Source organism: Pantoea sp. GW821-FHT03E06 (genome assembly GCF_059420725.1).
Genome location: NZ_JBWKUG010000001.1, coordinates 2,659,933 through 2,684,118 on the forward strand (window position 1 = coordinate 2,659,933; position 24,186 = coordinate 2,684,118).

The following is a 24,186-nucleotide window of genomic DNA, read 5'->3' on the forward strand; positions in this document are numbered from 1 at the left end:
TACGTCTGCTCATTTCTAAGGTTGCGCGCTTAAGGAGGATGTTATGCAACACGTGGGAAGTTATTACGCTGCCACCGCCAACGCTCACGCGCCGTGGCCTGAACTGCAAGAATCGGTGCAGTGTGACGTCTGTATTATTGGTGGAGGCTTTACCGGCCTCTCTTCCGCCCTGTTTCTGACCGAGGCCGGTTACGATGTGGTGGTGTTAGAGGCGGCACAAATTGGCTTCGGCGCCAGCGGTCGTAACGGCGGCCAGGTGGTGAACTCCTACAGCCGGGATGTGGATGTGATTGAGCAGCGTTACGGTAAAGAGACCGCACAACTGCTCGGCAGCATGATGTTTGAAGGCGCGGAGATAATTCGCGATCGCATCGATCGTTATGCCATTGCCTGTGATTATCGTCCCGGCGGGATTTTTGCGGCGTTCAATCAGCGACAAATGGGCCACCTGCGCAGCCAGAAAGCCAGCTGGGCCCGCTATGGCAATCACGATTTGGAACTGCTGGATGAACGCGCTATTCGCCGCGAAGTCGCCACCGATCGTTATGTGGGTGGATTACTCGATAAGCGCGGCGGCCACCTGCATCCGCTGAATCTGGCGCTGGGTGAAGCGGAAGCCATTCGCCGCCATGGCGGACGCATCTATGAGCAATCGGCGGCCATTGAAGTGCAATATGGCGCACCGCATCGAATAAAAACCGCCAAAGGAGCAGTCTCCGCCACCTTTGTGATTTTTGCAGGCAATGCCTATTTACCAGCGCAGCTCGAACCGCGCCTGAGCCGCAAAAGTATGCCGTGCGGTTCGCAAATCGTCACCACCGAACCGTTAACGCGCGATCAGGCGCTAGGGTTGTTGCCAAACAATTACTGCGTGGAAGATTGTAACTATCTGCTCGATTACTTCCGTCTGACTGCCGACAACCGCCTGCTGTATGGCGGTGGCGTGGTGTACGGTGCGCGCGAGCCGGATGATATCGAAGCGCTGATTCGTCCCAAACTGTTGCGTACGTTCCCTCAGCTGCGCGATATCAAAATCAGCCATCGCTGGAGCGGCAATTTCCTGCTGACCTTATCGCGCATGCCGCAGTTCGGCCAGGTGGAGAAGAATGCCTTCTTTATGCAGGGTGACAGCGGCCACGGCGTTACCTGTATGCATCTCTCTGGGAAGTTGATTGCTGAAGTGCTGCGTGGGCATGCGGAGCGTTTTGATGCGTTCGCGAAACTGCCGCACCTGCCATTTCCGGGCGGACGAAGATTCAAAGTGCCGCTCACGGCGATGGGTGCGGCATGGTATGCGTTAAGGGATCGGTTTGGGGTGTGACCAGGTCGCCATGAATGGCAACCCTACATCGTAGGGTGCGCATTAATGCGCACCTGAAAAACCTACTCCAGCGGCATTTTCATCGGGTCATCGTAGGTGTACTCAAAGCCCAGCTCATTGGCGATTTTTGAGCCATCCACCACTTTACCGGCCGAGCGCTCCGGCTCCGCCACAAACGTTGGCGGCTCTAGCCCTAACTGCTTCGACACGCTGGGGTAAAAACTGTCGCGCGACGGATGTTTCGAGGCACACAGATTGTAAACATGCCCGCCTTTCGGCGTTTGCAGCAGCAGCACAATCGCATCCACTACGTCGTCGAGATGCACCAGATTCACCGCGTGGCCGCCATTTTCCAGCCCGGTTTTGCCCGCCAGGAAACGCCCCGGATGACGATTCGGCCCGACTAATCCCGCGAGGCGTACAATGTCCACGCTGGTGCCCGGCAGATCGTGCAACCAGTTTTCCAGTTCCACCAGCGTTTTACCGGCCACCGTTTCCGGCTGCAGCGGGCTGTTCTCTTTCATCACGCCCTCGCCACTGCCGTAAACTGACGATGAGCTGGTGAAGATGATGCGCGGCACTTTTTTCGCCAGCGCAGTATCCACCACGTTCTGTACTGCCTGCATGTAATCTTCCGCGCCTTTCACCGTGCGGCTGGCGGGCAAGGTCACCACCAGCGCATCCACCGCCATCAGCGTATCTAATTCTTCGGCTTCACACTCCAGTTCGGGCGTCAGCACCAGCTGAAACGCCTCAATGCCGCAGCGGCGTGCGGCATCCACGCCATCCGGCGAGGTTTTACTGCCGGTCACCTGCCAGCCGCGTGTCGTTAGCGCCATCGCCAGCGGCATACCCAGCCATCCCAGACCTACAATCGCGACCTTTTTCATATCGACTCCTGCTATGGGCTCAGACTTCATCTTAGTGCCGGTAGATGTGCCAAACCAGCGCAAACTGTTTCGGGAGATTCCGGAAATTGACGCTTAAAAAAGGGTTGCCAATTGTCACCATCTTCGTTAGGTTAATCAGCACGCAAATGAATACTCATTCAGCAACGGAATTTACTATGACACGCGTTCAGTTCAACCACCATCATCACCATCATCCTGACTAGTCTTTCAGGCGATGTGTGCTGGGAGACGATTAGGATCTTCCAGTGGTGCGAACGCAAAGAGAGCCCCCGGAAGATCTTCTTCCGGGGGTTTTTTTATGGGCGGACGCAACCCAATACGTTCAGACAGGATTGAATAAGAGGACAGGAACCATGTTAGATAACACCCGAATTCGCATAGCTATGCAGAAATCTGGCCGTTTAAGCGATGAATCACGCGAACTGCTGGCCCGCTGCGGTATCAAAATCAACCTTCAGCAGCAGCGTCTGATTGCGTTTGCGGAGAACATGCCCATCGATATCCTGCGCGTGCGTGATGACGATATTCCTGGCCTGGTGATGGATGGCGTAGTGGATCTCGGCATCGTCGGTGAGAACGTGCTGGAAGAAGAGCTGCTGAACCGCCGTGCTCAGGGCGAAGATCCGCGCTACTTCACGCTGCGTCGTCTGGATTTTGGCGGTTGTCGCCTGTCGCTGGCGATGCCGGTTGATGAAGAGTACACCGGCCCGCAATGCCTGAATAACGCCCGCATCGCCACCTCTTATCCACACCTGCTGAAGAAATATCTCGATAAACAAGGCGTCGCCTTCAAATCCTGTCTGCTGAACGGTTCTGTCGAAGTCGCACCACGTGCTGGCCTGGCCGATGCGATTTGTGACCTGGTGTCTACCGGCGCCACGCTGGAAGCCAACGGTCTGCGCGAAGTGGAAGTCATCTACCGCTCTAAAGCGGTGCTGATTCAGCGCGACGGCGAACTGCCTGCCGCCAAGCAGGAACTGGTTGATAAAATGATGACGCGCATTCAGGGCGTGATCAAAGCGCGTGAGTCTAAGTACATCATGCTGCACGCGCCAAGCGAGCGTCTGGAAGAAGTGATTGCCCTGCTGCCGGGCGCCGAGCGTCCAACCGTACTGCCGCTGGCCGGTGACGTGAGCCGCGTGGCGATGCACATGGTGAGCACCGAAACCCTGTTCTGGGAAACCATGGAAAAGCTGAAAGCGCTGGGCGCCAGCTCAATCCTCGTACTGCCAATTGAAAAAATGTTGGAGTAACACGATGAGCAACCTGATGACACCTATTGATTGGCAACAGTGCAGCGCAGAGCAGCAGCAAGCGCTGCTGATGCGTCCGGCGATGTCGGCTTCAGAAAGCATCAGCCACATCGTGCGCGACGTGCTGGTGAAAGTGAAAAATGAAGGCGATGCAGCGCTGCGCGAATTTAGCGCGCGCTTCGACAAGGCGCAGGTGGATAATTTGCGCGTCACGCCAGAAGAGATGCAAGCCGCCAGCGATCGCCTGAGCGACACGCTGAAGCAGGCAATGGCTGCCGCAATGGCTAATATTGAAACCTTCCATAACGCACAGATTCTTGCCGAAGTGGATGTCGAAACTCAGCCCGGCGTGCGCTGCCAGCAGATTACCCGGCCGGTGAAATCGGTGGGTTTGTACATTCCTGGCGGTTCCGCCCCGCTGTTCTCAACCGTGTTGATGCTGGCGACGCCAGCTCGTATCGCCGGTTGCGGCCGCGTGGTGTTGTGCTCGCCGCCGCCGATTGCCGATGAAATCCTTTACGCCGCGCAGCTGTGCGGTGTGAAAGAGGTGTTTCAGGTTGGCGGTTCACAAGCCATCGCCGCCCTCGCCTTCGGCACCGAAACTGTGCCGAAAGTGGACAAGATTTTTGGCCCAGGCAACGCGTATGTGACGGAAGCGAAACGTCAGGTCAGCCAACGTCTCGACGGTGCGGCAATTGATATGCCTGCCGGTCCATCGGAAGTGCTGGTGATTGCGGATGAAGGCGCAACGCCGGCATTCGTGGCATCCGATTTGCTGTCGCAGGCGGAGCACGGCCCGGATTCGCAGGTGATTTTGCTGACGCCGTCGCTGCAGCTGGCTGCAGGCGTGGCGCAAGCGGTTGAGGAACAGCTGGCACAGCTGCCGCGTGCCGCTACCGCGCGCCAGGCGTTGGAGAGCAGCCGTTTAATCGTGCTGCGCGACCTGGAACAGTGCATCGAAATCTCCAACCTGTACGGCCCGGAGCACCTGATTATTCAGACGCGTCAACCGCGCGATCTGGTAGACAGCATCACTAGCGCCGGTTCCGTGTTTCTTGGCGACTGGTCGCCGGAATCGGCAGGCGATTACGCGTCTGGCACCAATCATGTGCTGCCGACCTACGGTTACACCGCCACCTGTTCCAGCCTTGGACTGGCCGATTTCCAGAAACGTATGACGGTGCAAGAGTTAACGCCACAAGGTTTCCTTAATCTTGCCGCGACAATTGAAACCCTGGCCGCCGCCGAGCAGCTGGAAGCCCATAAAAATGCCGTTACCCTGCGTGTTGCCGCGCTGAAGGAGCAAGCATGAGCCTGAATATTGAAGAGTTAGCGCGCGCCAACGTGCGCGCGCTAACGCCGTATCAATCGGCGCGTCGTCTGGGTGGCAACGGTGATGTGTGGCTGAACGCCAACGAATTCCCGCTGCCGGTGCCGTTTGAGCTGTCGCAGCAGACGCTAAACCGCTATCCGGAATGCCAGCCGAAGTTGGTGATTGAGCGTTACGCCGCTTACGCCGGTTTAACACCGGAGCAGGTTCTGGTGAGCCGCGGTGCCGATGAAGGCATTGAGCTGCTGATGCGCGCTTTCTGCGAGCCGGGCAAAGATGCCATTCTGTTCTGCCCGCCAACCTACGGCATGTACAGCGTCAGTGCCGAAACCATCGGCATTGAATATCGCACCGTAGCCGCGCTCGACGACTGGCAGCTCAATCTGCCAGCGATTGCCGAGCAGATCGACGGCGTAAAAGTTGTCTATATGTGCAGCCCGAACAATCCCACCGGCAACCTGATCAATCAGGATGACATCCGCGAGCTGCTGGCGATGACCGCCGGTAAAGCGCTGGTGGTGGCTGATGAAGCCTATATCGAGTTCTGCCCGGAAGCGACGCTGGCGAGCTGGCTGCAGGATTATCCGCATTTAGTGATTCTGCGTACGCTGTCAAAAGCCTTTGCGCTGGCCGGTTTGCGCTGCGGCTTCACCCTGGCGAACAAGCCGGTGATCGATCTACTGATGAAGGTGATTGCGCCCTATCCACTCGCCACGCCGGTGGCCGATGTCGCCGGGCAAGCGCTGAGCGAGCAAGGCATCGCGCTGATGCGCCAGCACGTCGCCGAACTGAACGCCAATCGCGCCTGGCTGTTTGAGCAGTTACCGCAGATTGAGGTGGTGCAGCAAGTGTTCCCGAGTGAAACCAACTACATTCTGGCGCGCTTCACGGATTCACCAAAAGTGTTTAAAACGCTGTGGGATCAAGGCATTATTCTGCGCGACCAAAACAAAAACCCCGGCCTTGCGGGATGCCTGCGCATCTCCATCGGCACCCGTAAAGAGTGCGAGCGCCTGATCGCCGCGCTGCAAGCCTTATCAGTGGAGCAAGCATGAGTCAGAAGATCCTTTTTATCGACCGCGACGGCACCCTCATCTCTGAGCCACCAAGCGATTATCAGGTGGATCGTATGGAGAAGCTGGCGTTTGAGAAAAACGCCATTCCCGCACTGCTGGCGTTGCAGGCGGCGGGCTATCAGCTGGTGATGATCACTAATCAGGATGGCTTAGGCACCGACAGCTTCCCGCAGGCCGATTTTGATGGTCCGCACAACCTGATGATGCAGATCCTCAGCTCGCAAGGCGTGAACTTCAGCGACATCCTGATCTGCCCGCACATGCCGGAAGATAACTGCGACTGCCGTAAGCCGAAAACCAAAATGGTGGAAGCCTGGCTGGCCGCTGGCGCGCTGGACACGGCCAACAGCTATGTGATTGGCGATCGTCTCACCGACATTCAGCTGGCGCAGAACATGGGCATTCAGGGCCTGCGCTATGGCGCGGAAGGCGAAGATTGGGATGCAATTCAGGCGCGCCTGACCAAACGTGACCGCTACGCGCTGGTGCAACGCAACACCAAAGAGACGCAGATTAAAGTCGAAGTGTGGCTGGACCGCGAAGGCGGCAGCAAAATTAACACCGGCGTCGGTTTCTTTGATCACATGCTGGATCAGATTGCGGTGCACGGCGGCTTCCGCATGAACATTGATGTAAAAGGCGATCTCTATATCGACGATCACCACACGGTAGAAGATACCGGTTTGGCGCTCGGCGAAGCGCTGCTGAAAGCGCTGGGCGACAAACGTGGCATCGGCCGTTTCGGCTTCGTGCTGCCAATGGATGAGTGCCTGGCGCGCTGCGCGCTGGATATCTCCGGCCGCCCGCACATCGAATTCAAAGCCGAATTTAGCTATCAGCGCGTCGGCGATCTCAGCACCGAAATGGTTGAGCACTTCTTCAGCTCGCTCTCCTACGCCATGATGAGCACGCTGCACCTGAAAACCAAAGGCCGCAACGATCACCATCGCGTAGAGAGCCTGTTCAAAGCCTTTGGCCGCACGCTGCGCCAGGCAATTCGCGTGGAAGGCAACACCTTGCCGAGCTCGAAAGGAGTGCTGTGATGAACGTGGTGATCCTTGATACCGGCTGCGCCAACCTGTCGTCGGTGAAGTGGGCGATTGAGCGCCTTGGCTACACGCCGCAGGTTAGCCGCGATCCGGACGTAGTGCTGCATGCTGACAAACTGCTGTTGCCGGGCGTAGGTACCGCGCAGGCGGCGATGAATCAGCTGCAGGAGCGCGATCTCATCGACTTGATCAAAGCCTGTACCCAGCCGGTGCTGGGCATTTGCCTCGGTATGCAGCTACTCGGCCGCGGCAGCGATGAGAACGGTGGCGTGACCACGCTCGGTTTGATCGATGAACCGGTGTCGCTGATGGATACGCAAGGTTTACCGCTGCCGCACATGGGCTGGAACCAAATCACCGCCAAAGCGGGTCATCATCTGTTCCGCGATATTCCCGATGGCAGCTACTTCTATTTCGTGCACAGCTACGCCATGCCGGTGAATGCGGCGACCATCGCCCAGTGCGACTACGGCCATCCGTTCACCGCGGCCCTGCAGAAAGATAACTTCTTTGGCGTGCAGTTCCACCCCGAGCGTTCGGGTAAAGCCGGCGCGCAGCTGCTGAAAAATTTCCTGGAGATGTGATGATTATCCCCGCATTAGATTTAATCGACGGCAACGTGGTGCGCCTGCATCAGGGCGATTATGGCCAGCAGCGCGATTACGGTAGCGACCCGCTGCCACGCTTGCAGGATTACGAACGCCAGGGCGCCGAGGTGCTGCATCTGGTGGATTTAACCGGCGCGAAAGATCCGGCCAAACGCCAGATTCCCCTGCTCACCAGCTTACTGCGCGGCGTGAACGTGCCGGTGCAGGTGGGCGGCGGCATCCGCAACCGTGATGACGTGGCGGCGCTGCTGGCTGCCGGCGCTACGCGCGTGGTGGTCGGTTCCACCGCGGTGAAGCAACCGGAAGAGGTTAAAAGCTGGTTTAGCGAGTTTGGCGCGGACGCCATCGTGCTGGCATTAGATGTGCGCATTGATGCCAATAATCGCAAAGACGTGGCGATCAGCGGCTGGCAGGAAGCGGCGGGCGTCACGCTGGAAGAGGTGATTGGCTGGTATCAGCCGGTTGGCCTCAAGCATGTGCTGTGCACCGATATTTCGCGCGACGGCACGCTGAGCGGCTCCAACGTCGCGCTGTATAAAGAGGTGTCTGCGGCCTTCCCGGATATCGCTTTCCAGTCTTCCGGCGGCATCGGTTCGCTGGATGATATCGCGGCATTACGCGGCAGCGGCGCGCAGGGTGTGATCGTTGGTCGCGCTTTACTGGAAGATAAATTCACGGTGGCGGAGGCGATTGCATGCTGGCAAAACGGATAATTCCTTGTCTCGATGTGCGTGACGGGCAAGTGGTAAAAGGTGTTCAGTTCCGTAACCACGAAATCATCGGTGACATCGTGCCGCTGGCGCAGCGTTATGCGCAGGAAGGCGCGGACGAGTTGGTGTTCTACGATATCACCGCCTCATCGGATGGCCGCGTGGTGGACAAAAGTTGGGTATCGCGCGTAGCGGAAGTGATTGATATTCCTTTCTGCGTGGCGGGCGGCATCAAGAGTGAGGAAGACGCGGCGCGCATTCTGCAGTTCGGCGCTGACAAGATTTCTATCAACTCCCCGGCGCTGGCCGATCCTACACTGATTACGCGCCTGGCCGATCGCTTTGGCGTGCAGTGTATTGTGGTGGGCATTGATACCTGGTTCGACGAAGCGAGCGGTAAGTATCACGTTAATCAGTACACCGGCGACGAAGCGCGCACCAAAGTCACCACGTGGGAAACCCTCGATTGGGTGCAGGAAGTGCAGAAACTGGGCGCAGGTGAAATCGTCCTCAATATGATGAACCAGGATGGCGTGCGTAACGGCTACGATCTGGTGCAGCTGAAGAAAGTGCGCGACGTCTGTAAAGTGCCGCTGATCGCGTCCGGCGGCGCGGGCACCATGCCGCATTTCCTCGAGGCTTTTGAACAGGCGAACGTCGATGGCGCGCTGGCCGCTTCGGTGTTTCACAAACAAATTATCAATATCGGTGAGTTGAAAAACTTCCTGATCGACAACGGTGTGGAGATTCGCGCGTGTTAACTGCAGAACAACTGAGCAAGCTGGATTGGGTCAAAACTGCGGGCATGATGCCTGTTATCGTCCAGCACAATGTTTCCGGTGAAGTGCTGATGCACGGTTATATGAACGAGGAAGCGCTGCAAAAAACCCTCAGCGAGGGCAACGTGACGTTCTTCTCTCGCACCAAAAACCGTTTGTGGACCAAGGGCGAAACCTCGGGCCACTTCCTGCAAGTGGCGAGCATCACGCCGGATTGCGACAACGACACGCTGCTGGTGCTGGCGAATCCGATTGGCCCAACCTGCCATCTCGGCACCTCAAGCTGCTTCTCGCCGGCGGCGCCAGACTGGACTTTCCTCTACCAGCTGGAGCAGCTGCTGGCTTCACGCAAAACCGCCGATCCGGAGAGCTCGTATACCGCAAAGCTCTACGCCAGCGGTACCAAGCGCATTGCGCAGAAGGTGGGGGAAGAAGGCGTGGAAACCGCGCTGGCAGCCACGGTTAACGATCGTCACGAGTTGACCAATGAAGCGTCTGATCTGCTGTATCACTTGATGGTGCTGCTGCAGGACCAGGAGCTGGATTTGAGTACCATCATTAATAATCTGCGCGCGCGGCATAAATAACCGATTGTGCAATATGCTGCTCAAAATTGGCTGATGAAGCTAAAATTGAGCAGCATACTTCTCAAAAAAAGCAAAACAAACTAGAATTGAGCAACATACTGCTCAATTGAGGTTTGCCATGCTTACTCTACAGATCTATCTAGATGGATGCTGGCATGATGCTGCGGTGCTTGATTTTAAAGAGCCGTACAAAGGCCGCGACGGTGAAGCCCTGCTTGCATACGACTTCAACTATGCCGTTGAACATTTAGACCGCAACGATTTGGTCAGCTGTAGCATCAACTATCCGGTCATGCTGATTGGCAGCCATTTTGCTAAACCTTGGTTTGGTTTTCTTGATGACATCATTCCCGCTGGAGCCAGCAGACGTTACTGGATTACGCAGTTAGGTCTGCAAGGTAAAGCCGCTAACGAGCAGGATTACTTGCTACTTAAGGCCGGAACCATTGCGCCAGTCGGTAACTTAAGAATCAAAGAGTCCTTACCGCAACTGCCGCCTGACAGCCAGCTCAAAAGCCGCCGTTTTCCCGCAGAATGGGCGATTGAACGTGATACCGATTTTCTTGAGTACGCGCAGCAAATGGGTGCCGCAAGCGGCGGAGCAACGGGCGCAGGCGGTGAAGCGCCAAAATTATTGTTGCGTCTTAATAACAACAGCGAAGTGTGGATCGATACCTGGCAAGATGATCTGCTGAATCAAGACACACCTTATCTGGTCAAATATCCTCGCGGCGCACGCACGCCAATTGATTGCGACATCCTGCGAGCGGAATACCATTTCTATCACGAACTCACAGCGCTTGGGGTTGCAACCATCGACACGCAACACATGTTGCTGTGCGAAGGCGAGCGCTACCCTTCTCTCTGGCTGCCGCGTTTCGATATTGATTTTATCGCCGGTAAAAAAACCCTATACGGGCTGGAATCCGTTTACTCAATCATGCAAAAAGCGCCGGGTAGCTATCTCAACCATTTTGAGGTGATACGTTGTCTAGTGCGTGTGCTGAAATTGAATACCGAGCAAACGGCTGAAATGGTTATTGAGTGGGTGAAACGCGACATGCTGAATATCGCCTTTGGTAATTCCGATAATCACGGCCGCAATAGCGCCATTCTGAAGAAAATAGGCTGTATGTGGCTGGCGCCTGTTTATGATTTCGCCCCCATGAAAGCCGATCCAGAAGGTGTTGTGCGCACCACACAGTGGGGTTCACCCCATGAGGAGGGCGGCAATTATCAATGGCATCTTATTGCGCAGCAACTTAATGACCTGGTATCTGAAAGTGTTCTCCTGCAAGAGCTAAGCGTACTAGCGAATAAGCTGAAAGGATTGAAGGCTCGATTGGAGACTCGCGGCGTACCGGCATCGATATTGGAGATGCCTGGCATCGGCTTTAACCACCTGGATGAGCGCATTGCCGGATGGAAATTATGAATAAAAACCTGTCGCCATTTGAGCGAGAAGCCATGTTATTAGATTTGCTGCAGCAGTTTATAGAAGAGAAATTCACCCAAGGCGTGTTACTCATGCAACTGCGCAAAAAAGTGTTGGGGTTTTCCCAGGATCGCTATGCCGCACTCGCAGGGATTAGCCGCCGCACATTATCGGATATTGAGCAGGACAAAGAGAGTGTTACGTTAAGTACGTTGAATCGGGCATTTAAGCCGCTAGGTTTAAAACTCGGTTTACTGCCACGTCAAACGCATATGATGCGAGCCCTGCTCACCCAACTCACCCAACCCGGAGAAAGCCATGACCACGCATGAAAAACTGCTCGCCCTGCTCGACCAGCATCGGGCGCGTTATCGCGTGATGACGCATGAAGCGACTGGCAAATGTGAAGCGGTGGCGGAAATTCGCGGTACCGAAGTGGGACAAGGCGCGAAAGCGCTGGTGTGTCATGTGAAAGGTAACGGCATCAAACAGCATGTGCTGGCGGTGTTGCCCGCCGATCGACAAGCCGATCTCAGCAAAGTGGCAGCGGCAGTTGGCGGCCGTCGTGCGTCGCTGGCCTCGCCGGCGGAAGTGGATGCGCTAACCGGCTGCGTGTTTGGTGCCATTCCGCCGTTTAGTTTCCATCCGGATTTACAATTAGTGGTGGATCCGCTGCTGTTCGAACGCTATGACGAAATCGCCTTTAATGCAGGCTTGCTGGAGCAGTCGGTGGTGCTGAATATCGCGGATTATCAGGCGCTGCATAATGGTAACGTGATGAAAATAATCCTATAAATGGTTTACGATAAGGTGAGCAGCAGTTATTGTCTTTAATAATTACTCGACACACGTTAAGCGCTTCACCTTTAGAAGTGAAAATTCACTTCAATGACTAAATGATTTGTTACGTCAAATCAAATTAAAAAATTGAAAATCGCATAAATGGGCTGATATGCAATCTTACAAAGCAAGTACTAAAGATGAAGCTGCGGATGGACTTAGAGGAGTTGCTTCATTATCTGTTTTTTTATGTCATTTCCTAATTTCATTTTACCCTTTAGGGTTTGACAAAATTTACCCAAACTCCGCTTTCGATTATGCAAATGATGGCATCATTTCAAAAATCCTACGCCTCCCTTTATTGTCAGTATTCTGGAACGGCACCTTAGCTGTGAGTATATTTTTCGTACTAAGTGGATACGTATTAACCAAATCTTTTTACGAAACAAACGAATCTTCCATTTTAAAATCGAGAATAGCTAAGCGCTATTTTCGATTTTGCATTCCAGTTTTAATGAGTGTTTTATTATCATGGGTAATAATTGAATCAGGCGCAGGATACTGGAAGGATGCAGCCCAAATTAGTGGTTCAAAATGGCTAGGAAGTTTTTGGAACTTCGAACCATCCCTTATTTATGCTTTAAAAGATGGTTTGTTTGATTCAATATTTTTAGGACATTCGATATACACTCCCACTTTGTGGACTATGAGAATAGAAATAATCGGCTCTTTTATTGTTTTGTCTTATGTTGGGTTAATTAACAAGGGGATAGCCGAAGTCATTTTTCTTATAATATCATCCTTATTTATTTGCGTTATCGCTTCTGATTCTGCACCATATTATCTTGCTTTCATTGCGGGTTTTTATATTAACAAATGTAGAATGGAAATATCAGGCTCAGTAAAAATAATAATTATCCTTATTTCCATTTACCTTGGGTCATATGATCACACAAACAATTACAGTTGGATCAGGTCTCTTTTTGGTGACAGTATTTTCACCCGAAACCTAATGTCCGTAGTGAGTGGGTTTCTGATAGTTTTCTTGATGGCAAACGGTGTTATGCGTACTTTTTTTGAAAGCAAGCCAATGAAATATTTAGGGAGAATATCATTTTCAATATATCTTGTTCATTTTCCAATAATACTAAGCTTATCGTCTTTTTTATATGTTAAATCACATTTTATAGATAAAACTCCATTACTTATTTTCGGCATTTTCATTATTACACTTGTAGCGGTAATCTTTTTTGCCCATATATTTATGAAATTATTTGACGAAAGCAGTACGAAACTTGCAAGTATTCTTATGAAATAAATGTAATTATCAACTGTAACATAATGCAAATAATCCTCTAATTGCCATGCCCGACGGTGAGCGGTACTCTTCGTGATTCAACATCACAACACAAGAAGACCGATATTATGGCAAGTTCTCGTTTTACCGCCCGCCTGCGTCAGACGCTGGCGCTGGCTGTGCTGGCAGGTTGCGCATTCGGCGCACAGGCGAAAATTGATCAGGTGCGTTTCGCGGTTGATCCAACCTATCCCCCATTCGAATCCAAAACGCCGCAGGGCAAGCTGGTCGGTTTTGATATCGATCTCGGCAATGCGCTGTGCGAACAGATGCAAACCAAATGCGTCTGGGTAGAGAGCCAGTTCGATGGCATGATCCCGGCGCTAAAAGCGCGTAAGTTTGATGCCATTCTGTCTGATATGGGCATCACCGAAGAGCGCCTAAAGCAGATTGATTTCACCGTGCCGCTGTATGACACCCATACTCAACTGATTGCGCGTAAAGGTTCCGGCCTGCTGCCAACCGCCGAATCACTGAAAGGCAAAACCGTGGGCGTCGAGCAAGGCACGGTGCAGGAGCGTTATGCGCTCGCTAAATGGCAACCACACGGCGTGCAGGTGGTGCCTTACGGCGATCAGGCGCAGGTTGAGAGCGACTTGATTTCAGGCCGACTTGACGTGGTGTTCACCGATGCGGCACAGGCGGCCAATGGCTTCCTGAAGCATCCGCAGGGTAAAGATTTCGAACTGGCGGGCCCGATTGTGCAGGATCCGATTATCGGTCCAGGCACCGCCATTGGTTTGCGTAAAGGTGATACCGAACTGAAAACCGCGCTGGATAATGCTTTCGCGGAAATCAAAAAGAATGGTACCTTCGATAAGATTCAGAAAAAGTACTTCGCCACCGATATCTCCATTCAGCAGTAATCTTTTGGGCGGCTTTTTGCCGCCCTTTTCACAGCAGCACTTATAATTCCAATCATGAAATTTGCAGGTGCGATGGCAACCTGCCTTAAAACAGGACATCGATAGCGTTATGCAACAACAACATCATCCACTCTTGAGCGCCTCGCTGGGCACGCAACGCGAAATTGTTAGTTTCCACTTTGGTACTGATTCGCAGCAGCGCGTTTATATTCAGGCCGCTCTGCACGGCGATGAACTGCCAGGTATGGCGGTGGCATGGTATTTGAAGCAAAAGCTATTAGCGCTGGAATCTGCTGGCAAGCTCAAATCCAAAATTACACTGGTGCCGGTGGCTAATCCTCTGGCGATGGGCCAACACTGGCACGGCAGCCATCTGGGCCGTTTTCATACTTTATCGGGTCAGGACTTCAATCGCCGCTTCCCGGCACTGGGAGAAGCCCTGATTGATGAGCTGGCAGACTCGCTCACGCAGAGTGAATACGAAAACAAACGTCTGATACGCGAGGCGATCGATCGTCACTATCGCAGCCTGATGGCGCGCACCGAGCTCGATTCTCAGCGCTTTACGCTGATGCGCATGGCCAGCCAGGCAGATTTGATGATTGACCTGCACTGCGATTGGGACGCGCTGCCGCATCTGTACACCACGCCGCATGCGTGGCCGGATATCGAACCGCTGGCGCGCTGGCTGGGAAGTGAAGTGCAGCTGCTGGCGCAGATATCAGGTGGTGAGCCGTTTGATGAAGCCTGCTGTGAGCCGTGGCTAACCCTGGCTGAGCGCTTTGGCGACGAGTACCCTATGCCGCGCGGATTGCTGCCGGTAACGCTGGAGCTGCGCGGTTTGGCAGATGTATCGCCAGAGCAGGCGGAAAAGGATGCCGACGCGATCATCAATGCGCTGATTGAAGGCGGCTATATCACCGGTGAATTGGGCGATTCCCCTGCCCTGCTCCATCCAGCGACTCAGCTGGCAGGCTGTGAGTATATCCATGCGGCGCATTCGGGGCTGGTGCTTTATCGACGCAAGCTGGGTGAATGGATTAAAGCTGGTGAAGTTGTCGCGGAGGTCGTAGATCCGATTACCGACCAGGTAACACCGCTGGTGGCTGAGTTTGGTGGCGTGCTGTATGCAAGGAATCTGACTAAGTTTGTCACGGCTGGGATGCTGGTGGTGCGGCTGGCTGGGGAGAATGCGGGGAGACGGGGGGAGCTGTTGGTGGGTTAATATTTTACTGAAATAATCATACTAAAATGTTAAAAAAACAACAGGGTATTTCCCTTACCCTGTTGTTATGATTGTTAATAGTTATAGTTAATCAATTTCTTTAAATTGAAAATAAAAAATCTCATAATAGCTGGAATTAATTTCTAAAAGCCCATAGCTTCATCATAAAATAAGAAATTACTGGAACTAACAAAATAACGAATAAAAAACCTATTAAGTAATGATAGCCCATATATCCAACTAAGGCAGATATAGCTAGTGTAAGAATCAATGCCAAAAGCGATGACGATAGAAACTTCGCATAACCTCTCAACCCAGGTCTAACTTTGAAAGTGAAATTGCAATTCATAAAATATGAAAAAACATTAGCTATTAAGAAGGCGAAGAAATTAGCAAAAACAACATTTATGAATACCGACTCCATAAGACATGTTAAAATTATAGCATGTAGAAGTGTATTTACCCCCCCTACTAAAGCAAAACGTAAAAACTCACTGCTAATAACCGCCTTGAGCAACTTCATTAGAATATATCTTTAATAATATAAATTGGCCTATTACGAACTTCATTAGAAATCCTGGCAATATATTCACCTAGAATACCTATCCCAATCAGTTGGACACCCGAAAAGAACAGAATTGCGACCATTAGAGAGGCATATCCCGGCGTAGGATTTCCAAAAAACATAGTTTTGACAACAAGAAAAACAGCATAAACCATTGAGAAAATGGAAATAATAACACCTATATAAGACCATATCCTCAAGGGAATTGTACTGAAGCTCGTGATAGCCTCAAGTGCAAAATTCCATAATTTCCATGTATTAAAACTAGTTTTACCGTGTTGTCTTGGTTCAACATTATATTCAACATATGTGGTTTTAAAGCCAACCCATGCAAACAAACCCTTCATAAATCGATTTGTTTCTCTGAGCTTTCTCAATTCCAACGCAACAGATTTATCAAACAACCTGAAATCACCAACATCTGCAGGAATATTAGTATGCGAAATTTTACTTGATAAACTATAGAATAAATTCGCAGTTACTCTTTGTATTTTTCTGTCTGTAGCCCTGCTTTTCCTTTTGGCTAAGATAACATCAAACCCACTCTCCCATTTATTTATCATTTCTAAAATTAATTCAGGAGGATGTTGCAGATCAGAGTCAATCGGGATAAAAGCATCTCCATCGGCAAAATCAATGCCCGCAGTAACAGCAGCTTCTTTACCAAAGTTTCTTGAGAAGTTGATTATTTTCAACATTGGGAATGATTCATTCTTTAATCTTATCAATTCATTTAGCGTGTTATCATTACTTCCATCATTAATGCACACAACTTCATAATTATATTTCTCTTTAATATTTTCGAAAACTTTATCTACACGTTCAAAAAAAAGATGTGCATTTTTTTCTTCGTTATAGAAAGGTGCTATTAAGGAAATTTTTTTCTTTGAAACGCTCATTGTTTTTCTGCTCCTTTCGTTAAACGACATATGTATGCAAAATCTCTTCTGTTACAGGATAGCGCTGGCTCATTAGCAACAAATTCAGCAACATCTTTTTGATTGTATGCATTGCTATCGAATACGTAGAGACTATTTTCTTTTGAGGAATTCTTAATTTCAGTACTGATATTGCCACAATCGGGCATATATCTAGCTATATAACCGGTGTTAAGCTTAACATTATATTTTGAGGATAGGTTCATTATTGGTAAAAGAGCTTTCATAGGATCTCCACCACAACGGAACTTAGGATAAAAATAAATAAACTTAATATTATTATTTTTAATATCTTCTGACCAGATCTTATAATTTATCTGCTCAAGCTGTTCCCTCTTTGATCTATCTTTGAATAAAGATATTTGATTTTGAAGATCAGCTCCTTGAACAATCACTACAAATGCCAATAACAAGTAGCGATATCTTTTTGACTCAATTTTAAAAAGCTTATAGACACCATAAATAACCAAGCAATAGCCTACGGGCCAGAAGAATCTCCCGCTAGCTCTAAACTGTGATGTAACGGCTTCGGTAATAGCTGGATAGTATAATTTCAACACTAATACATTTGAGAAATATACATCTCCAGATAGCGAGTAAATTGTTAGCAAGCATAAGGTAGAAAAAAGGTAAATATTTTCTTTGATAGATATTTTAATTGTATCTCTGAAGAAAATTATGCATGAGGCTAATAAAAAAATGACACCAAGCCCAAGATAGTTAAATCCTTCATATTGTCCAGACATAACAGGAAGGCGTATATCAAAAAGTGTTCCACCTACGAATGGAGAAAGCAGATTCATTGAATAAAAACCAAACCCACTATCTCTAGCCCCTCCACCGGGAGGTAGAGGGAATAAAAATATCAACATAGATATTAGTACAAAGAAAAATGGTAACACTGACAACAATATTTTTTTTAATGAGTAACATCTTGATAGCATCATCATAATAGAAGATGCATATATTAATGATGCCATAACAAATAAATAAATATTAATATAAAAAGATACAAATAATAATATAGTAATCCCTGCAATGGATAAGGACCCAGTTCTTTTTGCCCTAAAATAAAACGCTAATGAAAACAATAAAATCCAATGAGACATTAAGGAAATATGTCCCAACCTAAATAACAACGCAGGAAAAGAAGTGAGCAGAGCAGATAATGCTAAAGAAGTAAAAAGGCAATTAATTTTAAGTTCTTTTGCGATAAACCAGGCTCCAACACCTTGCATAATAAAACAAAATGCAACCCAATAGCCAAAAGGATTAAAAGGATATAAGGAGTTGGGTAAAAAAACTTTCAATAAAAATGAATATAATGGAATAACATCAACGAATGTTGCTCTTGTACCGTCTGGATAGTTTAATGAATCAAATGCTAGCAGTGGGAAATGCCAATCCGATATAAAATAATAATTAAATCCAGCAATATATTGCGTTACATCTTCAGCATCGGTATGCCAATAAGAAGAAGTCCCAAGAATAAACCCTTTAGGAGTTAATAGGAGTATAATTAAAAACGAAAGGCAAGCACTAAATAATAGGGTAAGTAAATTACCACTTCCATTTTTATTGTATAACGGATATTTCATTTTTTTATCCTAAAAAAAAGCCCCATCCAAGGGGCTAATTTGGAAAATTTTACAACCATTCTGTGTGGTACACGCCATCTTTATCGATGCGCTTATAAGTATGCGCCCCGAAGTAGTCACGCTGAGCCTGGATCAGGTTAGCTGGCAGAACTTCTGAACGGTAGCTATCGTAATAAGCGATCGCCGCTGAGAAGGTTGGCGTCGGGATACCATTCTGAATTGCATAAGAAACAACATCACGCAACGCCTGCTGGTATTCATCAGCGATATTCTTGAAGTATGGATCCAGCAGCAGGTTAGCGATGTCTGCATCGTTCGCGTAAGCATCAGTGATTTTCTGCAGGAACTGAGCACGGATGATGCAACCCGCACGGAAGATTTTAGCAATCTCACCGTAATGCAGATCCCAGTTGTTCTCTTCCGATGCAGCGCGGAGCTGAGAGAAGCCCTGAGCGTAAGAAACGATTTTGCCCAGATACAAAGCGCGACGCACTTTTTCTACGAACTCAGCTTTATCACCAGTGAAGGCTTTCGCCTGCGGGCCGCTCAATACTTTGGAAGCCGCAACGCGCTGGGTTTTCAGGGAAGATAAATAACGGGCAAATACAGATTCAGTGATCAGTGAAAGCGGCTCACCAAGATCCAGTGAGCTCTGGCTGGTCCATTTACCGGTACCTTTATTCGCTGCTTCATCAAGAATCACATCAACCAAATATTTACCGTCTTCGTCTTTCTTGGTGAAGATATCTTTAGTGATGTCGATCAGGTAGCTGCTCAGCTCGCCGTTGTTCCACTCGGTGAAGGTTTCAGCCAGCTCTTCGTTGTTCAGACCGAGCGCGCCTTTCAACAGCGCATAGGCTTCTGCAATCAGCTGCATGTCTCCGTATTCGATGCCGTTATGCACCATCTTCACATAGTGACCAGCGCCATTCGGGCCGATGTAAGCCACACAAGCTTCGCCATCTTCCGCACGCGCAGCGATCTTATCCAGAATAGGCGCAACCAGTTCATATGCTTCTTTCTGGCCACCAGGCATGATAGATGGCCCTTTCAGTGCGCCCTCTTCACCACCGGAAACGCCGGTACCGATGAAGTTGAAGCCCTGGTCAGAAAGCTCTTTGTTGCGACGAATGGTGTCTTTATAGAAGGTGTTACCGCCATCGATCAGGATATCGCCCTTATCCAGGTGCGGAGTCAGGGAAGCGATAGTTTTATCAGTTGCTTCACCAGCCTGTACCATCAGCAGGATACGACGTGGTTTTTCCAGCGATTCAACAAACTCTTCAACAGTATAGAAAGGAGCGAGTTTCTTACCGTGGTTCTCAGCGATGACTTCATCAGTCTTTTCGCGTGAACGGTTGAAGATTGAAACAGTGTAACCGCGGCTCTCAATGTTAAGAGCCAGGTTGCGCCCCATCACTGCCATACCTACAACGCCGATCTGTTGCTTGGACATTACATACTCCTGTCTGTGGTCTCGCACAGTGTTACCAGTAACACCATACAGTTAGTGACCGATATGTTAACTCAGGATAGCCGATAAGAGGTAATGATTGGTGCGATTGCGGCCAGAAACAATCTGAAAAAAATCTATATATTTAATAATGACTTATAAAGATTTGTGTAACTTTCAATCATTCTATCAGCAGTAAACAATGATTCAAACCGCTCATGGGCAGCTTCGCCGTATGTTTTGGCTTGCTCTGGATGGTTCCAAATCCTATCCATAGCCTCTCTTAATGCTTTTGGATTAGACGGTGGCACGACCAATCCAGTAACGCGATCGATATTGATATACGTCGTCCCTGTCCCTATCTCACTTGATATAAGCGGCTTAGAGTACAAAGCGCCTTCTAATAACGAAATACCAAAAGCTTCAGAACGTAGGTGCGAGGGGAATACCAGGCAAGTGCAGAGCTGTAACAGTGCCGACTTATCGCTATCTTCTAAGGCACCAAGGAAATAGATATTATCCACTTTCAAATGCTGAGCTTGCGCCTTGAGTTCAGCCTCAATAGGGCCAGCGCCTACTATAACAATAGGGTAGCGGCTATTTTGTGCCGCTTCGATGAGAATATGTAATCCTTTATAATAACGAAACGTACCAATAAAAAGGAAAAATCCATCAGGGAAACGTGCTAGCCACTTTGCAACTATGGCTGGTTCATTATTATGATAGAAATTCTTTTCTAATCCGTAAGGAATCACTTCGACTTTACTTTTAAATTGCTGAAGGATCGGACTACTTTCTACATAGTTTGGAGACGCAGCAATGATACGGTCAACACTTTTCAGAAAACGATTCATCAGTGGAGTATAAAGTTTTAGTAAAGCTTTTTGTTTTACTATATCCGAATGATAGCTCACCACTGACGGTTTTCTAATTCCAGCTGCAAAATGCATAAAATCCATATAAGGGTACGGGAAATGGTAATGAATGATATCTGCTTGCTTAGCAAGTTCTTTAAATTCTTTTATTGCGGAAAACGAGAAGGGTGTGGATGCTAATTCACAAAGTGCTTTTACTCGATAAATAGAGTGACTTGCATGCTTGGTAATTTTATGATCAAAATTAGGGCTATGGGTAAAAACGGTTGATTGAATTCCTTCTTTTACCCCACCCTCAGCAAGTTGATAAATAACTTGTTCGATACCACCAAAAGTATCCGGATAGTAGGTCTTGTAACAATGTAGAACCTTAATCATATAAATTCAGCAACCTTTTTATAGGCTTCGATCGTTTTATCTGCGCATGCAGACCAAGAGAAATGCTTCGCTTGTACGAGCCCTGCATCTATCATTAACTGCTTTTTTAAAACATCATCTATCATCATTTGAAGATAGGTAGTCAAGACATCAACATCCTCAGGATCATGCATTAGCGCAGTATCACCTACAACTTCGGGAAGCGAAGTTGCGTTAGAACAGATCACCGGCGTGCCTGATGCCATTGCTTCAAGGGCAGGCAAACCGAAACCTTCATAGATTGAAGGAAACACAAAGCTAGTCGCAGCACTATAGAGAATTGGCAAATGTTTGCCGGGAACGAATCCGAGGTATTTCAACCACCCTTCTCGTTCTCCCTTAGAGAACAGTTTAAAGAGTTCAGCATTCTCCCACCCTTTATAACCACTAATAACTAGAGGGAAGTTGTTTTTAGCAATCATTGGTAAGCGGTCATAAGCTCGCAGCAAAGTGATAATATTCTTTCTAGGCTCGATTGTACCTGTATACAAAAAGAAGCTACGCCACTCAAGCTGGTATTCATTTAACACATGCTTAACGTCGAAAGCGCTTCGCGGATGGAATTGTTCGTTGTAAGCAAGTGGGGCAACCGTAACATTTTGCTCTTCAAGCCCAAAAAACTCGACCAACTCACGTTTGGTATATTGCGAATCGGTAATGAGCATTTTTGCGCGAATAACCGTATTCCGTAACTCTTTTTGCATCAGATGTACACGACCAGCAGGATGGAACTGTGGCCAATGAAACACGGAAAGATCATGAAATGTTGCGACGCAGTGTGGGACTCTTGGAGGTAAGTAATAATTAGGACTATGGAAAATATGTTCTTTGAATTTGCGTAATGCTAAAGACTTCATGACAGGAAAAGTGAGTCGGTAAATTTCGCTAGCAGTTTTACTATTTTGTAGTTTACGTTTAAAAGATTGAACTGATTGAGCTGACTCACTGGCAACTGCCAGTGAGTCTCGTACTTTAGTTCCATGAAGAAAAGTTAGCTTTATCTTATCGTCACGCTGCTGGAGTTGCTTTGCAAGCTCGTATGCATAACGTCCAATTCCCGTTAGTGGATATTTAATACAATCCGTAGAAAAAATGACGTTTAGCTTTGTATTTCCAGCATCCATTTCAGAGTATCTCTTAGTGGTATTTTTGTTGTCTGTTCTTCCGTCAAAATATTCAACAAGCTAACATCACCACATAGCTCTTTGATCTCATTAGCTCTAACGAAATGAGGATTGACTTCGATGCGAATTTTATGATCAGTTAACTCTTCACAAATTTCTATTACTTCTCGTAAAGAATACATTACGCCAGATGCAACATTAACAGTTTTACCAAATGCGGCAGAGTTTAGAAGCATGGCATAGTTTTTAACCAGAAATCGCACATCAGAAAAATCGCGCCATACATCTATGTTTCCGAGCTCAATAATTGCTTTGCGTTCCCTGAAATGCTTGACAATTTTCGGAATAAGGAAATTATCAGCCTGTCCCACCCCGGTATAGTTAAAGGGCCGTGTAATAACAATGGGCAGTTTATCCATAAACAATTTGGCAACATACTCCATCGCTAATTTACTGACTGCATAATCATTGGCAGGATTAGCTGGTGTTATTTCACTTAGTTTTCCGGGTGTATTGTTACCATATATATTAGCACTACTGGCGATTAATACTGCCTCAGCCTTTACAGCTGTATCCGCCAATGCCTGAAGTAAATTTCTCGTTCCGGAAAGATTCACTTCATAAAATGCGGTTGGATCAGCATGACCAACAAAGGCAATAGCAGCAAGGTGTACCACGATATGAGGGGAAATAGCATCAATAGCGAGTTTTACTTTCTTCGCATCCGTAAGGTCAACTTGAATATAATTATCAACATATTGATCAGGCGTTGAGCCTAGGCCATAAACTTCATATCCGGCAGCGGATAATTCCGCTGCCATATAATGGCCAGTAAAGCCCTTGATACCAGTGATCAATGCTTTTTTGCCATTAGTCATATTAGAATGAAAACCCTTGTTTATTACGACGCAGATCTTCTTCAACCATCATTGCGCACAGCTCTTCCAATGTGGTTTTGGGTTCCCAACCGAGAATATCTTTAGCGCGCTGGGGATTACCAATCAGTAATTCAACTTCAGCTGGACGGTAGAATTTAGGATTGACCTTCACAACAACTTTGTTGGTAGCAACATCAATTGCTACTTCTTGGTCGTCTTTCCCTTCGAAGCGTAACTCAATGCCTGCAGCTTTAAACGCCATGGAGACGAAATCACGTACTGTCTCGGTACGATTAGTTGCTAAAACAAAGGTGTCTGGCTCATCAGCTTGTAGCATCAGCCACATACCTTCTACGTATTCTTTAGCGAAGCCCCAATCACGCTTAGCATCCATGTTACCCAGCTCAAGAACATCAAGCTTACCGAGCTTAATTTTGGCAACAGAATCGGTAATTTTACGTGTAACGAACTCTTGACCACGCAGTGGAGATTCATGGTTAAACAAAATGCCACTAGAGGCAAAGATGTTGTAACTTTCACGATAGTTAATCGTCATCCAGTGCGCATATAGCTTTGCCACACCATATGGGCTACGCGGATAGAAGGGAGTGTCTTCTTTCTGAGGGATAGCCTGGACTTTACCAAACATCTCTGATGTTGAAGCCTGATAGAAGCGGATCTTCGGGTTAACGATGCGGATGGCTTCAAGTAAGTTCACCGGGCCAATACCGGTAATTTCTGCTGTAGTCAAAGGCTGCTCGAACGAGACACCTACAAAGCTTTGAGCAGCTAAGTTGTAAACTTCCGTTGCTCCGCTTTGTTGCAGGAGACGAATGCTTGCAGAAAGGTCAGTAAGGTCATATTCCACTAAATGCAGGTTAGGATTGTTTTTAACACCCAATTCTTCAATGCGCCAAAAGTTAACTGAGCTTGTACGGCGATATGTACCATAAACGACATAATTTTTGTTCAGGAGTAGCTCAGCAAGATAGGCTCCATCCTGCCCAGTTATACCAGTAACAATTGCAATTTTAGAGCTCATAAATAATTC

Annotated in this window: 25 protein-coding genes and 1 other annotated feature; of the genes, 16 read left to right on the plus strand and 9 right to left on the minus strand. The window is 48.6% G+C overall.

The window, feature by feature from the left end:
- Nucleotides 1-43: 43 nt before the first annotated feature.
- Nucleotides 44-1,321 carry an NAD(P)/FAD-dependent oxidoreductase gene (locus tag AC07WB_RS12495; RefSeq protein ID WP_494940603.1) on the plus strand — a complete coding sequence of 426 codons (1,278 nt, stop codon included), beginning with the start codon at nt 44-46 and terminating at the stop codon, nt 1,319-1,321.
- Between the two features lie 62 nt (nt 1,322-1,383).
- Here AC07WB_RS12495 and AC07WB_RS12500 read toward each other — a convergent pair whose 3' ends face one another.
- Nucleotides 1,384-2,211, minus strand: a complete 828-nt coding sequence (locus AC07WB_RS12500; RefSeq protein WP_345829071.1) for an SDR family oxidoreductase — start codon at nt 2,209-2,211, stop codon at nt 1,384-1,386.
- 176 nt (nt 2,212-2,387) lie between these two features.
- Here AC07WB_RS12500 and hisL point away from each other — a divergent pair, with 176 nt between their 5' ends.
- The 15 genes from hisL (at nt 2,388) to AC07WB_RS12575 (ending at nt 15,287) form a co-directional block, all read left to right on the plus strand.
- Nucleotides 2,388-2,435 carry a his operon leader peptide gene (hisL, locus tag AC07WB_RS12505; RefSeq protein WP_100396937.1) on the plus strand — a complete coding sequence of 16 codons (48 nt, stop codon included), beginning with the start codon at nt 2,388-2,390 and terminating at the stop codon, nt 2,433-2,435.
- Nucleotides 2,411-2,532 (plus strand) — a sequence feature (His leader region). (Overlaps the previous gene by 25 nt.)
- 53 nt (nt 2,533-2,585) lie before the next feature.
- Complete coding sequence (gene hisG, locus AC07WB_RS12510; protein WP_097096747.1) at nt 2,586-3,485, plus strand: ATP phosphoribosyltransferase; 900 nt, start codon at nt 2,586-2,588, stop codon at nt 3,483-3,485.
- 4 nt (nt 3,486-3,489) lie between these two features.
- The gene (gene hisD / locus AC07WB_RS12515) at nt 3,490-4,797 is read left to right on the plus strand and encodes a histidinol dehydrogenase (protein WP_494940604.1); all 1,308 of its coding nucleotides are present in this window, start codon (nt 3,490-3,492) and stop codon (nt 4,795-4,797) included.
- Nucleotides 4,794-5,870: a histidinol-phosphate transaminase gene (hisC, locus tag AC07WB_RS12520; protein WP_345829067.1), complete on the plus strand. Its 1,077-nt coding sequence runs from the start codon at nt 4,794-4,796 to the stop codon at nt 5,868-5,870. The genes hisD and hisC overlap by 4 nt, the downstream gene beginning before the upstream one ends.
- A complete protein-coding gene (hisB, locus tag AC07WB_RS12525) occupies nt 5,867-6,934 on the plus strand; it encodes a bifunctional histidinol-phosphatase/imidazoleglycerol-phosphate dehydratase HisB (protein ID WP_494940605.1) in 1,068 nt (355 codons plus the stop codon). Before hisC ends, hisB begins: the two co-directional genes overlap by 4 nt.
- A complete protein-coding gene (gene hisH / locus AC07WB_RS12530) occupies nt 6,934-7,524 on the plus strand; it encodes an imidazole glycerol phosphate synthase subunit HisH (RefSeq protein WP_494940606.1) in 591 nt (196 codons plus the stop codon). Before hisB ends, hisH begins: the two co-directional genes overlap by 1 nt.
- A complete protein-coding gene (gene hisA, locus AC07WB_RS12535) occupies nt 7,524-8,261 on the plus strand; it encodes a 1-(5-phosphoribosyl)-5-[(5-phosphoribosylamino)methylideneamino]imidazole-4-carboxamide isomerase (RefSeq protein WP_494940607.1) in 738 nt (245 codons plus the stop codon). The genes hisH and hisA overlap by 1 nt, the downstream gene beginning before the upstream one ends.
- Nucleotides 8,243-9,019 carry an imidazole glycerol phosphate synthase subunit HisF gene (gene hisF / locus AC07WB_RS12540; protein ID WP_007888882.1) on the plus strand — a complete coding sequence of 259 codons (777 nt, stop codon included), beginning with the start codon at nt 8,243-8,245 and terminating at the stop codon, nt 9,017-9,019. Before hisA ends, hisF begins: the two co-directional genes overlap by 19 nt.
- Nucleotides 9,013-9,624 carry a bifunctional phosphoribosyl-AMP cyclohydrolase/phosphoribosyl-ATP diphosphatase HisIE gene (gene hisIE, locus AC07WB_RS12545; RefSeq protein ID WP_345829059.1) on the plus strand — a complete coding sequence of 204 codons (612 nt, stop codon included), beginning with the start codon at nt 9,013-9,015 and terminating at the stop codon, nt 9,622-9,624. The genes hisF and hisIE overlap by 7 nt, the downstream gene beginning before the upstream one ends.
- 118 nt (nt 9,625-9,742) lie before the next feature.
- Entirely contained in the window at nt 9,743-11,059 is a 1,317-nt protein-coding gene (locus tag AC07WB_RS12550; RefSeq protein WP_097096739.1) for a type II toxin-antitoxin system HipA family toxin, read from the plus strand.
- Nucleotides 11,056-11,391 carry a helix-turn-helix domain-containing protein gene (locus tag AC07WB_RS12555; RefSeq protein ID WP_097096738.1) on the plus strand — a complete coding sequence of 112 codons (336 nt, stop codon included), beginning with the start codon at nt 11,056-11,058 and terminating at the stop codon, nt 11,389-11,391. The genes AC07WB_RS12550 and AC07WB_RS12555 overlap by 4 nt, the downstream gene beginning before the upstream one ends.
- The gene (locus AC07WB_RS12560) at nt 11,378-11,854 is read left to right on the plus strand and encodes a YbaK/prolyl-tRNA synthetase associated domain-containing protein (protein ID WP_097096737.1); all 477 of its coding nucleotides are present in this window, start codon (nt 11,378-11,380) and stop codon (nt 11,852-11,854) included. The genes AC07WB_RS12555 and AC07WB_RS12560 overlap by 14 nt, the downstream gene beginning before the upstream one ends.
- A 157-nt stretch (nt 11,855-12,011) precedes the next feature.
- Nucleotides 12,012-13,157, plus strand: coding sequence for an acyltransferase family protein (locus AC07WB_RS12565; RefSeq protein WP_097096736.1), 1,146 nt, complete (start codon nt 12,012-12,014; stop codon nt 13,155-13,157).
- Nucleotides 13,158-13,264: 107 nt separating this feature from the next.
- Nucleotides 13,265-14,062, plus strand: a complete 798-nt coding sequence (locus AC07WB_RS12570; protein WP_097096735.1) for an ABC transporter substrate-binding protein — start codon at nt 13,265-13,267, stop codon at nt 14,060-14,062.
- Between the two features lie 109 nt (nt 14,063-14,171).
- Nucleotides 14,172-15,287: a succinylglutamate desuccinylase/aspartoacylase family protein gene (locus AC07WB_RS12575; protein WP_097096734.1), complete on the plus strand. Its 1,116-nt coding sequence runs from the start codon at nt 14,172-14,174 to the stop codon at nt 15,285-15,287.
- A 136-nt stretch (nt 15,288-15,423) separates the two neighbouring features.
- On the opposite strand, the gene AC07WB_RS12580 is transcribed toward AC07WB_RS12575, so the two are convergent.
- From AC07WB_RS12580 to gmd, 8 genes are all read right to left on the minus strand, one after another.
- On the minus strand, nt 15,424-15,810 hold the full coding sequence (locus AC07WB_RS12580) for a GtrA family protein (RefSeq protein ID WP_097096733.1): 387 nt from the start codon (nt 15,808-15,810) through the stop codon (nt 15,424-15,426).
- Entirely contained in the window at nt 15,810-16,751 is a 942-nt protein-coding gene (locus tag AC07WB_RS12585) for a glycosyltransferase family 2 protein (protein ID WP_097096732.1), read from the minus strand. Before AC07WB_RS12585 ends, AC07WB_RS12580 begins: the two co-directional genes overlap by 1 nt.
- A complete protein-coding gene (locus tag AC07WB_RS12590) occupies nt 16,748-18,388 on the minus strand; it encodes a DUF6311 domain-containing protein (protein ID WP_141400247.1) in 1,641 nt (546 codons plus the stop codon). Before AC07WB_RS12590 ends, AC07WB_RS12585 begins: the two co-directional genes overlap by 4 nt.
- 49 nt (nt 18,389-18,437) lie before the next feature.
- Nucleotides 18,438-19,844, minus strand: a complete 1,407-nt coding sequence (gene gnd, locus AC07WB_RS12595; protein ID WP_097096730.1) for an NADP-dependent phosphogluconate dehydrogenase — start codon at nt 19,842-19,844, stop codon at nt 18,438-18,440.
- Between the two features lie 134 nt (nt 19,845-19,978).
- The gene (locus AC07WB_RS12600) at nt 19,979-21,094 is read right to left on the minus strand and encodes a glycosyltransferase family 4 protein (protein ID WP_097096729.1); all 1,116 of its coding nucleotides are present in this window, start codon (nt 21,092-21,094) and stop codon (nt 19,979-19,981) included.
- A complete protein-coding gene (locus AC07WB_RS12605; RefSeq protein WP_494940608.1) occupies nt 21,091-22,257 on the minus strand; it encodes a glycosyltransferase family 4 protein in 1,167 nt (388 codons plus the stop codon). Before AC07WB_RS12605 ends, AC07WB_RS12600 begins: the two co-directional genes overlap by 4 nt.
- Entirely contained in the window at nt 22,233-23,135 is a 903-nt protein-coding gene (locus tag AC07WB_RS12610; protein ID WP_097096727.1) for a GDP-mannose 4,6-dehydratase, read from the minus strand. The genes AC07WB_RS12605 and AC07WB_RS12610 overlap by 25 nt, the downstream gene beginning before the upstream one ends.
- Nucleotide 23,136: 1 nt before the next feature.
- Nucleotides 23,137-24,177, minus strand: a complete 1,041-nt coding sequence (gene gmd / locus AC07WB_RS12615; protein WP_097096726.1) for a GDP-mannose 4,6-dehydratase — start codon at nt 24,175-24,177, stop codon at nt 23,137-23,139.
- Between the last annotated feature and the right edge of the window lie 9 nt (nt 24,178-24,186).